This window comes from Streptomyces barringtoniae (assembly GCF_020819595.1).
GTDB classification, from domain to species: Bacteria; Actinomycetota; Actinomycetes; order Streptomycetales; family Streptomycetaceae; genus Streptomyces; species Streptomyces barringtoniae.
On the sequence record NZ_JAJHNP010000007.1, the window covers coordinates 1 to 14,681 of the forward strand.

The following is a 14,681-nucleotide window of genomic DNA, read 5'->3' on the forward strand; positions in this document are numbered from 1 at the left end:
CCCGGACGTGGTCAAGGCGGTCACGGGTGAGGAGATATCCCAGAACGGGCTCGGCGGCGCCGACGTCCACGCGGAGACCTCCGGTGTCTGCCACTTCGCGTACGACGACGAGGAGACCTGCATCGCCGAGGTGCGGTACCTGCTGTCACTCCTGCCGCAGAACAACCGCGAGATGCCACCGGACGTAGCCGGCGACGACCCCGCCGACCGCCGCTCCGACGTCCTGCTGAAGCTCGTGCCGGTGGACGGCAGCCGGCCGTACGACATGCGCGAGGTCATCCAGGAGATCGTCGACGACGGCGAGTTCATGGAGGTCCACGAGCGCTGGGCGGCCAACGTCATCGTCGCCCTGGCCCGCCTCGACGGTCAGGTCGTCGGTGTCGTCGCCAACCAGCCCCGGGTGCTGGCGGGCGTCCTGGACATCGAGGCGTCCGAGAAGGCGGCCCGCTTCGTCCAGATGTGCGACGCCTTCAACATCCCGCTGATCACGCTGCTGGACGTACCGGGGTTCCTCCCGGGCGTCGACCAGGAGCACAACGGCATCATCCGGCACGGTGCCAAGCTGCTGTACGCGTACTGCAACGCGACCGTGCCGCGGATCTCGCTGATCCTGCGCAAGGCGTACGGAGGCGCCTACATCGTCATGGACTCCCAGTCCATCGGCGCGGACCTGACCTACGCCTGGCCGACCAACGAGATCGCGGTGATGGGCGCGGAAGGCGCGGCGAACGTCGTCTTCCGCCGCCAGATCGCCGAGGCCGACGACCCCGAGGCCATGCGCGAGCGCATGGTCAAGGAGTACAAGTCCGAGCTGATGCACCCCTATTACGCGGCGGAACGCGGCCTGGTCGACGACGTCATCGACCCCGCCGACACCCGCGAGGTGCTGATCCGTGCGCTCGCCGTGCTGCGCACGAAGCACGCCGACCTGCCGGCCCGCAAGCACGGCAACCCCCCTATCTGACGGCGCACTTCGAAGGCGGCCCCGCCGGGGGCCGCCACCGCACCGACCACCCCGAGAAAGGCCCTGGACCCACCATGAACGCCCACCCCAACGGCATCGTCCCGCCGCGCGGCCCGGAGGAGTCCGACCGGACCCTCCACTACGCCGGTCCGGCGACCTTCGGCCGGGTGCCCCGGCTGGACGAGGTCGAGGACACCGACATCGCCGTGGTCGGTGTGCCGTACGACTCGGGCGTCTCCTACCGGCCCGGGGCCCGCTTCGGCGGCAACGCCATCCGCGAGGCGTCGCGCCAGCTGCGCCCGTACAACCCGGCCCAGCAGGTCTACCCGTTCCACTTCGCCCAGGTGGCGGACGCCGGAGACATCACCGCCAACCCGTACAACGTCGAGGAGGCGGTGGAGACCATCGAGGCCGCCGCGGACGAACTGCTCGGCACCGGCGCGCGGTTGATGACGCTGGGCGGCGACCACACCATCGCCCTGCCCCTGCTGCGGGCCGTGGCGCGCCGGCACGGTCCCGTGGCTCTGCTGCACTTCGACGCCCACCTGGACACCTGGGACTCCATCTTCGGTGTGCAGTACGCCCACGGCACACCGTTCCGCCGCGCGGTCGAAGAGGGCATCCTCGACACCTCGGCCCTGTCCCACGTGGGCATCCGAGGCCCGATCTACCACCAGGACGACCTGGCCGAGGACGCCAAGCTGGGCTTCGGCATCGTGAGCTCCGCGGACGTGATGCGACGCGGCGTCGACGAGGTGGTCCAGCAGCTGCGCGAGCGCGTCGGCGAACGTCCGCTCTACATCTCCGTCGACATCGACGTCCTCGATCCCTCGCACGCCCCGGGAACCGGCACCCCGGAGGCCGGCGGTCTCACCTCACGCGAACTGCTCGAGATCATCCGTGGTCTGTCCGACTGCCGCCTGGTCTCCGCCGACCTCGTCGAGGTCGCCCCCGCCTACGACCACGCCGAGATCACCTCCGTCGCCGCCTCCCACATTGCCTACGAACTCGTCACGATCATGTCCCGCCAGATGGGTCCGGCCCGCTGGGGGGCCAAGTAACACCCGCCGAAGACGGCTCCGGCACTCCTCCCGGCTGTCACGCTCGGTTACTATGCTCATGAACGTGAGGCAGACGGGCGAGGGGACCTTCGAGGATGCTGAGAGAGGTCGCTGCAACCCGCTACGTCGCCCCCCTCCACTCCGGTGGCTCCGTCCCCGGCGTCGTCGAGGCCGATGACCTCGGCACGTACGTCGTCAAGTTCACCGCTTCGGCACAGGGGCACAAGGCGCTGGTCGCAGAGGTGATCGTCGGCGAGCTCGCCCGCGTGCTCGGCCTGCGCTTCCCCGAGCTGGTCCTCGTCCACTTCGACCCCGCGATCGCCGCCGAGGAGCCGCACCAGGAGGTGCGGGAGCTGCACGGGGCGAGCGCGGGCGTGAACCTCGGCATGGACTACCTGCCGGGCGCCTGCGACTTCACCCCGGAGATCGCGCGGAGCTTCCCCGTGGACCCGCTGGAGGCGGGCCGGATCGTCTGGCTGGACGCGCTGACCGTCAACGTCGACCGCACGGTCCACAGCTCCAACCTCATGGTCTGGCCGACGCTCGGCACCGTACCGCCCCGCCTGTGGCTCATCGACCACGGCGCCGCCCTGGTCTTCCACCACCGGTGGGACACCACGACACCGGGCAAGAAGTACGACTTCCGCCATCACGCGCTCGGTCACTACGGCCCCGACGTCCGCGCCGCCGACGCGGAACTGGCTCCCCGGGTGACCGAGGAGCTGCTGCGCGGGATCGTCGCGGAGGTGCCGGACGCCTGGCTCGCCGAGGACGCCGGGTTCGCGACGCCGGACGACGTCCGGGACGCCTACGTCGACTACCTCCTCGCGCGCGTACGGCTCTCGCCCGAGTGGCTGCCCGGCGACTTCCCCAGTCGCGAGGAACTCGCGGCCGAGGAGGCCGCCCGCGCGGAGAAGACACAGGCGGGCCGTCCGGCCTGGCTCAAGCGCGTCCCCGACCTGCACGGCAAGCCGGCGGCGGAACAGGACTGGTCGGTGCACCTGGGATGAGGCACATCGGATGACTTGGCGCGTTCAGATCGAGTACTGCACACAGTGCCGCTGGCTGCCCCGCGCCGCCTGGCTGGCGCAGGAACTGCTCACCACCTTCGAGGCCGAGCTGACCGAGCTGTCGCTCAGGCCCGGCACCGGGGGCGTCTTCGTCGTCCGGGTGAACGACGAGGTCGTCTGGGACCGGCGCGAGCAGGGCTTCCCGGAGCCCACGGCGGTCAAGCGCCTCGTACGCGACCGAGTGGCCCCGGGAAAGCCCCTGGGCCACTCGGACAGCCCCGCGTAGGCGTCAGCCCTTGAGCTGCTCGTACGCCGGCAGGGTGAGGAAGTCGGCGTAGTTCTCGTCCAGGGAGACCTTCAGCAGCAGGTCGTGGGCCTCCTGCCAGTGGCCGGCGGCGAAGGCCTGCTCGCCGATCTCCTTGCGGATGTCGGACAGCTCCTCGGCGGCGACCTTGCGGGCCAGCTCCGGCGTGGCCTTGTCGCCGTTGTCGAACTCGACGCCCGCGTTGATCCACTGCCAGATCTGGGAGCGGGAGATCTCGGCGGTGGCCGCGTCCTCCATCAGGTTGAAGATGGCGACCGCGCCGAGCCCGCGCAGCCAGGCCTCGATGTACCGGATGCCGACCTGGACGGCGTTGACGAGGCCGTTGTACGTCGGCTTCGCGGCCAGCGAGTCGATCGCGATCAGGTCGGCCGCCTCGACGTGGACGTCCTCGCGCAGCCGGTCCTTCTGGTTCGGCTTGTCGCCGAGGACCCGGTCGAAGGACTCCATGGCGATCGGGACCAGGTCGGGGTGGGCGACCCAGGAGCCGTCGAAACCGTCGTTCGCCTCGCGGTCCTTGTCGGCGCGGACCTTCTCGAAGGCGACCTTGTTGACCTCGGCGTCGCGACGGGACGGGATGAACGCCGCCATGCCGCCGATCGCGTGCGCGCCGCGCTTGTGGCAGGTGCGGACGAGGAGTTCGGTGTACGCCCGCATGAACGGGGCCGTCATCGTGACCGCGTTGCGGTCCGGCAGGACGAACCTGGCGCCGCCGTCACGGAAGTTCTTCACGATGGAGAACAGGTAGTCCCAGCGGCCCGCGTTCAGCCCGGAGGCGTGGTCGCGGAGTTCGTAGAGGATCTCCTCCATCTCGTACGCCGCCGTGATCGTCTCGATCAGGACGGTGGCGCGGATGGTGCCCTGCGGGGTGCCGACGTAGTCCTGGGCGAAGACGAACACGTCGTTCCAGAGGCGGGCCTCCAGGTGCGACTCCGTCTTCGGCAGGTAGAAGTACGGGCCCTTGCCGAGCTCCAGCAGCCGCTGGGCGTTGTGGAAGAAGTACAGGCCGAAGTCGACGAAGGCACCCGGGACGGCGTGGCCGTCGGCGTCGAGCAGGTGACGCTCGTTCAGGTGCCAGCCGCGCGGGCGCATGACGACCGTCGCCAGCTCCTCGTTCGGGCGCAGGGCGTAGGACTTGCCCGACTTCGGGTCGGTGAAGTCGATGCTGCGGGTGTAGGCGTCGATCAGGTTGAGCTGGCCGAGGACCACGTTCTCCCAGGTGGGCGCGGAGGCGTCCTCGAAGTCGGCGAGCCAGACCTTCGCGCCCGAGTTGAGCGCGTTGATGGTCATCTTGCGGTCGGTGGGGCCGGTGATCTCGACGCGCCGGTCGTTCAGCGCGGCCGGGGCCGGGGCGACCTTCCAGGAGTCGTCCGCGCGGATCGCGGCCGTCTCGGGGAGGAAGTCGAGCGTGGAGGTGCGGGCGATCTCGGCGCGGCGCTCGGCCCGGCGGGCGAGGAGTTCGTCACGGCGCGGGGTGAACCGCCGGTGCAGCTCCGCCACGAAGGCGAGCGCCGCGTCCGTGAGGACCTCTTCCTGCCGGGGCAGGGGCTCGGCGTCGACGATGGCCAGCGGGGACGGCGCTGGTGCGGACATGAGCTGTCACTTCCTTCAGCGGTGGCACCGGGTGCCTAGTGGCACGAATAGGGCAATCAGCGCCGACTGTGCGGGCAGGCGCTTCTGATCAGTGGATAGTAGTTTCCTCATTGTGGAACTTCAATGGTTTGTTGATGTCGAGATTCTCTGAGTCGAGGCAAGGTGGCGCCCAGTGCCACCTCCTTCACTCAAGGTGGCGCAGGTCGGCCTCGGTGTCGATGTCGTACGGCTCGGCCACGTCCGCGCACTCCACGAGCCGGATCTGAGCCGCGTGGTCCTTCAGGTACGTGCGAGCGCCACGATCCCCGGTGGCGGTCGCCGCGATGTCCGCCCAGTGGGCCGCGCCGAAGAGCACCGGATGCCCCCGGGTGCCGTCGTAGGCGGCCGAGACCAGCGATTTCTCGTCCTCGTAGGCGCCGAGCACCCGCGTCACGGCCGCCGGTCCGATGCCCGGCTGGTCGACGAGACTCACCAGGGCCGCGCGCACCCCCGTACCGGCCAGGGAGGCCAGTCCCGCGCGCAGCGAGGAGCCCATGCCCTCGGTCCAGTCGGGGTTGTCCACGAGCACGCAGCCGCGCAGATCGGCCCGCGCCCGCACGTCCTCGGCGCGCGCGCCCAGCACGACGTGCACCCGCGCACATCCGGCCGCGCGCAGCACGCCGACCGCGTGCTCGACCAGAGGGCGGCCCCGGTGCTCCAGCAGCGCCTTGGGGCGCCCGCCGAGCCGTCTGCCCCCGCCGGCGGCGAGCAGCAGCCCGGCGACCTCCTCGTGATGGTTGTCCGTCATGCGTCCTGCATACCTGACGGGCGGTGCGGCGGCCGCTTTCCTTGGGCTGAATTTCGGTCCGCCCTGTGGCGCTCCCGGACGCGGTGGCGTTTACTGGCCCGCGCACGACGGAGTGTGAGGGGGAGGGCTGTGTTGCGGAGCTTGGGGCAGAGGCCAGTGACCGGCAGCGACGAGGATCCGAGAGTGTCGGAACTGCGGACCGCGGTGTCCCGGCTGCGCCGCGAACTCGCCTTGCTCCCGTCCGACTTCCCCGACCGGGGCATAGCCGAGGACGAACTGGCGACGCTGGCGGCGATGGCCGTGGGCGGCGCACCGGAAATCCCGCGCCTGCGCAGCTCCCTGTTACTGATCGCTGGGGCGATCGGCTCGGTGAGCGCGCTGGCGAGGGGCCTGAGCGAGGTCCGGGAGGCGGTGGATCTTTTCGGGGAACCGATGCAGAGGGGCTGACTGCGACCCCCTGGGGCGAGGGGCTGCATCAATATGCGGCTCCGCCGCGTGGCCGCGAACAACCACGAGGCACCCGCACCCGCCGACGGGCCATGCCCCCGGGCTCTCAGGTGCCCGAACTCGCCAAGGCCTGGGACAACTCAAGGGCGATCTGCTGCAACACCGGCACGATCTTCTCCGTGGCCTCCTCGGTGACCCGCCCGGCCGGCCCCGAGATGGAGATCGCCGCGGCCGTCGGAGACTCCGGCACGGACACCGCGAGGCACCGGACCCCTATCTCCTGCTCGTTGTCGTCCACGGCGTACCCAAGCCGCCGTACGTCCTCCAGCGCGGCCAGGAAGCCATCGGGCGTAGTGATCGTCTTCTCCGTCGCGGCCGGCATCCCCGTACGGGACAGCAGGGCGCGTACCTCGTCGTCCGGCACGCCGGCCAGCAGCGCCTTGCCCACGCCGGTGGAGTGCGGGAGCACCCGCCGGCCCACTTCGGTGAACATCCGCATCGAGTGCTTCGACGGCACCTGGGCCACGTACACGATCTCGTCGCCGTCCAGCAGCGCCATGTTCGCGGTCTCGCCGGTCTCCTCGACCAGCCGCGCGAGATACGGCCGCGCCCACGTGCCGAGCAGCCGGGACGCGGACTCGCCGAGCCGGATCAGCCGGGGGCCGAGCGCGTAGCGCCGGTTCGGTTGCTGGCGGACGTATCCGCAGGCGACCAGCGTGCGCATCAGCCGGTGGATGGTCGGCAGCGGCAGCCCGCTGGTCGCGGACAGCTCGCTCAGGCCGACCTCGCCGCCCGCGTCCGCCATCCGCTCGAGCAGGTCGAAGGCGCGCTCCAGGGACTGGACCCCGCCCGCGGCGGAGGGTTTGGCGGAGTCGTTGGTGCTGGCCCTGGACGTCGGCACGGCGCGTTCCTTTCGGGACTGGCAAGAGGTGAGAAGCCTACCCGGCAGCCGGTTGGCTCCCTGCTTGTACGTAGCTACGTTCTGCTTGCTGGAATTCTAATTCCGCTTTGTGGAAACGTCCAGAGTGGGAGCCGGCTGAGCGCTGCCCAGAAGTGTGCCTCTTGACGGCGGGGGAGTGGGGGTGAAGACTCCTTCAACAGAACGTTGAATTCCGTTACGTGAGTGTAAATCCCCTTTTCCGGGGCGTAAAACGGCGGTACAGAGAGGGGTTCGGGTGTCCGAGGCTGAACTGGTCCTGCGCTCGACGCGCGTCATCACTCCGGAAGGGGCGCGGGCCGCCACGGTCACCGTGTCCGCCGGGAGGATCACGGCCGTCCTGCCGTACGACGCCCAGGTCCCGGCCGGCGCTCGGCTGGAGGACTTCGGCGACCACGTCCTGCTGCCCGGCCTGGTCGACACCCACGTGCACGTCAACGACCCGGGCCGCACCGAGTGGGAGGGCTTCTGGACCGCCACCCGCGCGGCGGCGGCCGGCGGCATCACCACGCTGGTCGACATGCCGCTCAACTCCCTCCCGCCGACCACGACCGTCGACAACCTGCGCGTGAAGCGGGAGGTGGCCGCCGACAAGGCGCACATCGACGTCGGCTTCTGGGGCGGAGCCCTGCCCGACAACGTCAAGGACCTGCGCCCGCTGCACGACGCCGGTGTCTTCGGCTTCAAGGCGTTCCTGTCCCCGTCCGGCGTCGACGAGTTCCCGCACCTCGACCAGGACCAGCTCGGCCGGTCCCTGGCGGAGATCGCCGGCTTCGACGGCCTGCTGATCGTGCACGCCGAGGACCCGCACCACCTCGCCGCCGCCCCGCAGCACGGCGGCCCCAGGTACGCCGACTTCCTCGCCTCCCGCCCGCGCGACGCCGAGGACACGGCCATCGCCAACCTCGTCGCGCAGGCCCGCCGCCTCCACGCGCGCGTGCACGTGCTGCACCTGTCCTCCAGCGACGCGCTGCCGCTGATCCGCGCCGCCCGCGCCGAGGGCGTCCGGATCACCGTGGAGACCTGCCCGCACTACCTCACCCTGACCGCCGAGGAAGTCCCGGACGGCGCCAGCGAGTTCAAGTGCTGCCCGCCCATCCGCGAGGCCGCCAACCAGGACCTGCTGTGGGAGGCGCTGGCCGACGGCACCATCGACTGCGTCGTCACCGACCACTCGCCGTCCACCGCCGACCTGAAGACCGACGACTTCGCCACAGCCTGGGGCGGCATCTCCGGCCTGCAGCTCAGCCTCTCCGCCGTATGGACCGAGGCACGCGCGCGTGGTCACGGCCTGGAGGACGTCGTGCGCTGGATGTCCACGAAGACCGCCGCCCTGGTCGGCCTCGACGCGCGCAAGGGCGCCATCGCCCCCGGCCGCGACGCCGACTTCGCGGTCCTCGCCCCCGACGAGAGCTTCACCGTCGACCCGGCCGGCCTCCAGCACCGCAACCGTGTCACCGCGTACGCCGGCAAGACCCTGTACGGCGTCGTGAAGTCCACCTGGCTGCGCGGCGAACGCATCGTCGCGGACGGCGAGTTCACCGACCCGAAGGGCACGCTGCTCGCCCGCCCCCAGTAAGCCACCCCCGCACCCGCAACCGGCCGACTCCAGAAAGGACCCCCTGATCCCCGTGACGGCGACACAGAGCTTCACCGGCGACGCGAACCCCTACGGAGGCGGCGACCCGTACGCGGACTACCGCACCGCCGACTTCCCCTTCACCCAGTACGCCAACCTCGCCGACCGGCAGCTCGGCGCCGGTGTCATCGCCGCCAACGACGAGTTCTTCGCCCAGCGGGAGAACCTCCTGGTGCCCGAGCCGGCCGAGTTCGACCCCGAGCACTTCGGGCACAAGGGCAAGGTCATGGACGGCTGGGAGACCCGCCGCCGGCGCGGCGCCTCCGCCGAGCACCCCTGGCCGACCGCCGAGGACCACGACTGGGCGCTGGTCCGCCTCGGCGCGCCCGGGGTGATCCGCGGGATCGTCGTCGACACCGCCCACTTCCGCGGCAACTACCCGCAGGCGGTCTCCGTCGAGGGCACGTCCGTACCGGGCTCGCCGTCCCCGGAGGAGCTGCTGGGCGAGGACGTGAAGTGGACGACGATCGTCCCGCGCACCGCCGTCGGCGGCCACGCGGCGAACGGTTTCGCCGTCGCCGTCGAGCAGCGCTTCACCCACCTGCGCGTCAACCAGCACCCCGACGGCGGCATCGCGCGCCTGCGCGTGTACGGCGAAGTCGTCCCGGACCCCGAGTGGCTGGCCGTCCTCGGCACCTTCGACGTGGCCGCCCTGGAGAACGGCGGCCGGGTCGAGGACGCCTCCGACCTCTTCTACTCCCCGGCCACCAACACCATCCAGCCGGGCCGCTCCCGCAAGATGGACGACGGCTGGGAGACCCGCCGCCGGCGCGACCAGGGCAACGACTGGATCCGCTACCAGCTGACCGCCCAGTCGCAGATCCGCGCGATCGAGATCGACACGGCCTATCTGAAGGGCAACAGCGCCGGCTGGGCGTCGGTGTCCGTGAAGGACGGCGAGAACGGTGACTGGACGCAGATCGTCCCGCGCACCCGCCTCCAGCCCGACACCAACCACCGGTTCGTCCTCCCGGAGCCCGCGGTCGGCACGCACGCGCGGATCGACATCTTCCCCGACGGCGGCATCTCCCGCCTGCGCCTGTACGGCTCCCTGACCGAGCAGGGCGCGGCCGGCCTCGCCGCCCGGCACCAGGAACTGGGCGGCTGACCCACCCCGTACCCGCGTGGGGCGCCCCGGCCCGGACAGCACCGGGGCGCCCCGCGCGTCACCCACAAGGATCCGTTTCCGGTCCTGTGGAACTTACGGGTGCGTCCCCCGCGTTCTTCCCGCGTGACCCTTCAGCAAGAGATCGTCGGCAACGCCATGCAGATGGCGGTCGTCAACCTGCAGCCCGGCCAGACCGTGTACTGCGAGGCCGGAAAGTTCCTGTTCAAGACGACGAACGTGACCATGGAGACGCGGCTGTCCACCCCGTCCGGAAACGGCGGGCAGCAGACGCAGGGCGGCGGGAGCGGCGGCATGGGCGGCCTGCTCCGCCAGGCCATGGGCACCGCCATGCAGGTCGGCCAGCGCATGCTCGCGGGCGAGTCGCTGGCGTTCCAGTACTTCACCTCCCAGGGCGGCGAGGGCACGGTCGGCTTCGCCGGCGTGCTCCCGGGCGAGATGCGCGCGCTGGAACTCGACGGCACGCGCGCGTGGTTCGCCGAGAAGGACGCCTTCGTGGCCGCCGAGTCCACCGTCGACTTCGGCATCGCCTTCGCCGGCGCCCGCACCGGCATGAGCGGCGGCGAGGGCTTCATCCTGGAGAAGTTCACCGGGTACGGCACGGTGATCATCGCCGGTGCGGGCAACTTCATCGACCTCAACCCGGCGGACTTCGGCGGCCGCATCGAGGTGGACACCGGCTGTGTGGTCGCCTTCGAGGAGGGCATCCAGTACGGCGTCCAGCGCGTCGGCGGCCTCAACCGCCAGGGGATCATGAACGCGGTGTTCGGCGGCGAGGGCCTGTCCCTGGCCACCCTGGAGGGCAACGGCCGGGTGATCCTGCAGTCCCTCACCATCGAGAGCCTCGCCAACGCGCTGAAGAAGGCCCAGGGCGGCGACAAGCAGGGCCCGACCGGCGGACTGTTCTCCACCCACGCCGGCTGAGCCCGGTTCTCTCCGCGGCCGGACCGATGAGTTCCCGGTGCCCGCGGGGTCTGAGCTGATGACCGACAGACCCCGCACCCGGAAGAAGGCACCGCCATGGGCAAGCTCGTCTCCACCGTCTTCGTCACCCTCGACGGCGTGTACCAGGCGCCCGGCGGCCCCCAGGAGGACACCAGCGGCGGCTTCACGCACGGCGGCTGGAGCTTCTGGTACGGCGACGACGACTTCGGCCGCTTCGTCACCGAGGTCTTCGACCGGTCCGGCGCCTTCCTGCTCGGCCGCCGTACCTACGACATCTTCGCCTCCTACTGGCCGAAGGTCGCCGACCCCGCCAACCCGATCGCGTCCCGCCTCAACGCACTCCCGAAGTACGTCGTCTCCTCCACCCTCCAGGCTCCCGAGTGGTCCGGCACCAGCGTGCTCGGCGGCGACGTCGCCAAGGAGGTGCAGGCCCTGAAGGAGCGCACGGACGGCGAACTGCAGATCCACGGCAGCGGCGCCCTGGTCCGCTCCCTGATCGATCTCCGGCTCCTCGACACCCTGCACCTGCTGACCTTCCCGGTCGTCCTCGGCGCCGGACGCCGCCTGTTCACCGACGGCGCGGTCCCCACCAGCTTCCGGCACACCGGCGGCCGCGTCACGGGCGCGGGCGTCTCCATCCAGTCGTACGACCTCGCGGGGAGCCCCGAGTACGGGTCGTACGAACTCCCGGAAGACGCCTGAGGCGCTCCCCGAAGACACGCCCGAGGCACTCCCGAAGCCGCCTGAGGCGCGCGCACAAACCCCTGGCCGAAGATCGTCCCCGCCGGTACGGTGATCGCGCCCCGTGCGAGCCACCGATGTCTCCGCACCCCTTTTCGGAGACCGGGAGAGCCGCCCCATGTCGTCGATCGCCGTACCGGGTGCCGCCGTCGCGCCCCGCCGTGCCTGGCACACCGACCTGCCCGTCCTGCTCGTCGCCGTCTGCTGGGGCGCCAGCTATCTCGCGGCCAAGGAGATCACCACCGCGCGCACGGTCCTCGCGGTGCTCGTGCTGCGGTTCGCGCTCGCCGTACCGGTGCTGGCCGTCGCCGGCCGCCGGGCCCTGCGGGCGCTGAGCGGCGCCCAGTGGCGCGGCGCGGCCCTGCTCGGCCTGATCCTCAGCGGCATCTTCCTGCTGGAGACCTACGGCGTGGTGCACACCTCGGCGACCAACGCCGGTCTGATCATCAGCCTCACCATGGTCTTCACCCCGCTCGCCGAGGCCGCCGTCACCCGCACCCGGCCCACCCCGGCCTTCCTCGGCGCGGCGCTGCTGTCGGTGCTCGGCGTCGTCCTGCTCACCCAGGGCGGCGGCTTCACCCGGCCGAGCGCCGGTGACCTGCTGATGCTGTTCGCCGCGCTCGCCCGCACGCTGCACGTCCTCGCCATGTCCCGGCTCAGGGCAGTCCAGGGTGCCGGCGCGCTGCCGCTGACCACGGTCCAACTCGGCGCGTCCGTCGCCGTCTTCGCCCTGCTGCCGGCGGTCTCGGGCGGTCCGGCGCCCTGGTCGGTCGCGGCCGGGTTCGGCGCCCGGGACTGGGCGGGGCTGCTGTTCCTGTCCGTGCTGTGCACGGTGTTCGCCTTCTTCGTGCAGATGTGGGCGGTCCGCCGTACCTCCCCGTCCCGGGTCGGGCTGCTGCTGGGCACCGAGCCGCTGTGGGCCGCCGCGGCGGGTATCGCCCTCGGTGGGGAGCGGCTCGGCGCACTCGCTCTCGCGGGTGGTGCGCTGGTGCTCGTGGGGACCGCGTGGGGGCGCAGGGCGGCAGGTTAACTTCCCGAAAACTCATGGGTCTTGATGGGAAAATCTTCAATCTTGTCGTTGACATGCCAACGTCTACGCGCGTCATCATGGTGGGCATGAGATTCCCCCCACGCGTCACTCGCATCAGCGCCGCAGCCGCGCTCCTGTCCGCCCTTCTCGTAGGCGGCACCGTCTCCGCCACCACGGCGGACGCGGCCTCGTCGGTCGGCAGCATCTGCTACGGCGACCTGCCGTCGCAGGCCCACGACACCCTGGACCTGATCGACCAGGGCGGCCCGTACCCGTACTCGCAGGACGGCACCGTCTTCACCAACCGTGAGGGCGTGCTGCCCAGCGAGTCCTCCGGCTACTACCACGAGTACACGGTGATCACCCCCGGTTCCCCCACGCGCGGTGCCCGGCGCATCGTCACCGGTGAGGGCTCCCAGGAGGACTACTACACCTCCGACCACTACGCCACGTTCGACCTGGTCGACTTCGGCTGCTGAGCCGGACGCCGACAGGACTCCGGGGAACAGCGCGACAGATCCCGCGAACGCAGGAACGGGCCGCCGGGGTTGCCCCGGCGGCCCGCTGTCGTCCGCCGTCCGGTCGGGCGGTGACGCTCTCGGCCTCCTCCAGGACGCGAACGGGGACGTCCCGGCCGTCGGCAAGGCTCGTCCGGTGGTGCCGCCGAAAGTCGACGAGTCCGCGACTTTGGTAGCCGATCACCTTCCACGGTGCGGCCGGTGCCCCGCGCCTGCGTAGATTTGTCGACCGTGACAGAGAACGGGCTCGACCACACCGTGGAGCGCGGGGCGTGGCCCCGCCGGTGGATGCTGCCCTCAGCCCTGCTGCACGGGCTCGACCCGGACGGCCGCCGGCCCCGGCGCACCGCACGGGACTGGGCCGTCGACACCTGCTGCTTCCTGCTTGCCGTGTTCCTCTTCCTGGCGTCCGCCGTCACCCTTCGCCAGGCGGACGTGCCCGGCGGCCTCGCCGTCGCCGACGTGGTGCTGGGCGCCCTGTCCTGCGGCGCCGTCTGGCTGCGCCGCCGCTGGCCCGTCGGCCTCGCCGTCGCGATGGTCGCCGTCGGGTTCGTGTCCTCCACGGCGGGCGGGGCCGGCGCGGTCGCCCTGTTCACGCTCGCCGTGCACCGGCCCTTCCGCTACGTCGCCTGGATCGGCGGCGCCGACCTCGCCCTCGTACCCGTCTACTACTGGCTGCGCCCGGACCCCGATCTGCCCTTCGCGGCTTCCGTCGTGTTCGTCGTGCTGCTCGCCGTCTCCGTCATCGGCTGGGGCATGTTCGTGCGCTCCAAGCGGCTGCTGATGCTCAGCCTGCGCGAGCGGGCCCGCCGGGCGGAGACCGAGGCGCGGCTGCGCGCCGAGCAGGCGCAGCGGCTCGCCCGCGAGGCCATCGCCCGGGAGATGCACGACGTCCTCGCCCACCGGCTCACACTGCTCAGCGTGCACGCGGGCGCGCTGGAGTTCCGGCCGGACGCGCCCCGCGAGGAGATCGCCCGGGCCGCCGGAGTGATCCGGGAGAGCGCGCACGAGGCGCTGCAGGACCTGCGGGAGATCATCGGCGTGCTGCGGGCCGGCGAGTCCGACGACGCGGCCGGGGAACGGCGCCAGCCGACGCTGGCCGCGCTGGACGCCCTCGTCGCCGAGTGCCGCGAGGCCGGCATGAAGGTCACCCTGGAGCACCACGTCGCCGACCCGGCCGCCGTACCCGCCTCCGTCGGCCGCACCGCCTACCGCATCGCCCAGGAGGCCCTGACCAACGCCCGCAAACACGCCCCGGGCGCCGAGGTCACCCTGCGCCTCACCGGCACCCCCGGCGAGGGCCTGACCGTGACGGTCGCCAACCCGGCGCCCACCAGCGAGCCCACGCCCGTCCCCGGCTCCGGACAGGGCCTGATCGGCCTCACCGAACGCGCGACCCTGACCGGCGGCCGGCTGGAGCACGGCGGCACGGCCGACGGCGGGTTCGAGGTACGGGCCTGGCTGCCCTGGGGCCGGACGGCACCGACGCCCTGAGCACCTCCGGGCCGGCCGCGGACGCCGACGGGCACGGGGGGCAACACGAGTCGCGCAACCGTGATTA

Annotated in this window: 15 protein-coding genes; 12 read left to right on the forward strand and 3 right to left on the reverse strand. The window is 71.5% G+C overall.

The genetic code is table 11. The features are described from left to right. The 4 genes from LMU33_RS13785 to LMU33_RS13800 form a co-directional block, all read left to right on the forward strand. On the forward strand, positions 1 to 964 hold a 964-nt coding region (locus LMU33_RS13785; RefSeq protein WP_283844136.1), incomplete at its 5' end, for an acyl-CoA carboxylase subunit beta. A gap of 74 nt (positions 965 to 1,038) precedes the next feature. Further along, the gene (gene speB / locus LMU33_RS13790) at positions 1,039 to 2,025 is read left to right on the forward strand and encodes an agmatinase (protein ID WP_228620519.1); all 987 of its coding nucleotides are present in this window, start codon (positions 1,039 to 1,041) and stop codon (positions 2,023 to 2,025) included. A 95-nt stretch (positions 2,026 to 2,120) separates the two neighbouring features. Further along, positions 2,121 to 3,035 (forward strand): HipA family kinase, encoded by a 915-nt coding sequence (locus tag LMU33_RS13795; protein WP_228620521.1) that lies wholly within the window; start codon positions 2,121 to 2,123, stop codon positions 3,033 to 3,035. 10 nt (positions 3,036 to 3,045) lie between these two features. Beyond that, positions 3,046 to 3,321 (forward strand): Rdx family protein, encoded by a 276-nt coding sequence (locus LMU33_RS13800; RefSeq protein WP_228620523.1) that lies wholly within the window; start codon positions 3,046 to 3,048, stop codon positions 3,319 to 3,321. Positions 3,322 to 3,324: 3 nt separating this feature from the next. Here LMU33_RS13800 and aceB read toward each other — a convergent pair whose 3' ends face one another. Beyond that, positions 3,325 to 4,950 (reverse strand): malate synthase A, encoded by a 1,626-nt coding sequence (aceB, locus tag LMU33_RS13805; RefSeq protein ID WP_228620525.1) that lies wholly within the window; start codon positions 4,948 to 4,950, stop codon positions 3,325 to 3,327. A 184-nt stretch (positions 4,951 to 5,134) separates the two neighbouring features. Beyond that, positions 5,135 to 5,737, reverse strand: a complete 603-nt coding sequence (locus tag LMU33_RS13810; RefSeq protein WP_228620527.1) for a nucleotidyltransferase family protein — start codon at positions 5,735 to 5,737, stop codon at positions 5,135 to 5,137. Between the two features lie 129 nt (positions 5,738 to 5,866). Here LMU33_RS13810 and LMU33_RS13815 point away from each other — a divergent pair, with 129 nt between their 5' ends. Continuing rightward, positions 5,867 to 6,184 carry a DUF5955 family protein gene (locus LMU33_RS13815; RefSeq protein ID WP_228620529.1) on the forward strand — a complete coding sequence of 106 codons (318 nt, stop codon included), beginning with the start codon at positions 5,867 to 5,869 and terminating at the stop codon, positions 6,182 to 6,184. Positions 6,185 to 6,290: 106 nt separating this feature from the next. Here the strand turns inward: LMU33_RS13815 and LMU33_RS13820 are convergent, their stop codons facing one another. Beyond that, the gene (locus LMU33_RS13820) at positions 6,291 to 7,085 is read right to left on the reverse strand and encodes an IclR family transcriptional regulator (protein ID WP_228620531.1); all 795 of its coding nucleotides are present in this window, start codon (positions 7,083 to 7,085) and stop codon (positions 6,291 to 6,293) included. Between the two features lie 274 nt (positions 7,086 to 7,359). Between LMU33_RS13820 and allB the strand changes: the two genes are divergently transcribed. From allB to LMU33_RS13855, 7 genes are all read left to right on the forward strand, one after another. Further along, positions 7,360 to 8,700 carry an allantoinase AllB gene (gene allB, locus LMU33_RS13825; protein WP_228620533.1) on the forward strand — a complete coding sequence of 447 codons (1,341 nt, stop codon included), beginning with the start codon at positions 7,360 to 7,362 and terminating at the stop codon, positions 8,698 to 8,700. A 52-nt stretch (positions 8,701 to 8,752) separates the two neighbouring features. Further along, the gene (gene alc, locus LMU33_RS13830) at positions 8,753 to 9,868 is read left to right on the forward strand and encodes an allantoicase (protein ID WP_228620535.1); all 1,116 of its coding nucleotides are present in this window, start codon (positions 8,753 to 8,755) and stop codon (positions 9,866 to 9,868) included. Between the two features lie 123 nt (positions 9,869 to 9,991). After that, positions 9,992 to 10,810: an AIM24 family protein gene (locus LMU33_RS13835; RefSeq protein ID WP_228620537.1), complete on the forward strand. Its 819-nt coding sequence runs from the start codon at positions 9,992 to 9,994 to the stop codon at positions 10,808 to 10,810. Between the two features lie 96 nt (positions 10,811 to 10,906). Next, entirely contained in the window at positions 10,907 to 11,533 is a 627-nt protein-coding gene (locus LMU33_RS13840) for a dihydrofolate reductase family protein (protein WP_228620539.1), read from the forward strand. A 157-nt stretch (positions 11,534 to 11,690) separates the two neighbouring features. Beyond that, a complete protein-coding gene (locus LMU33_RS13845) occupies positions 11,691 to 12,602 on the forward strand; it encodes a DMT family transporter (protein WP_228620541.1) in 912 nt (303 codons plus the stop codon). Positions 12,603 to 12,688: 86 nt separating this feature from the next. Continuing rightward, entirely contained in the window at positions 12,689 to 13,081 is a 393-nt protein-coding gene (locus tag LMU33_RS13850; RefSeq protein ID WP_228620543.1) for a guanyl-specific ribonuclease, read from the forward strand. A 327-nt stretch (positions 13,082 to 13,408) separates the two neighbouring features. Next, positions 13,409 to 14,614 (forward strand): sensor histidine kinase, encoded by a 1,206-nt coding sequence (locus tag LMU33_RS13855; protein WP_228620964.1) that lies wholly within the window; start codon positions 13,409 to 13,411, stop codon positions 14,612 to 14,614. The last annotated feature ends 67 nt before the right edge of the window (positions 14,615 to 14,681 follow it).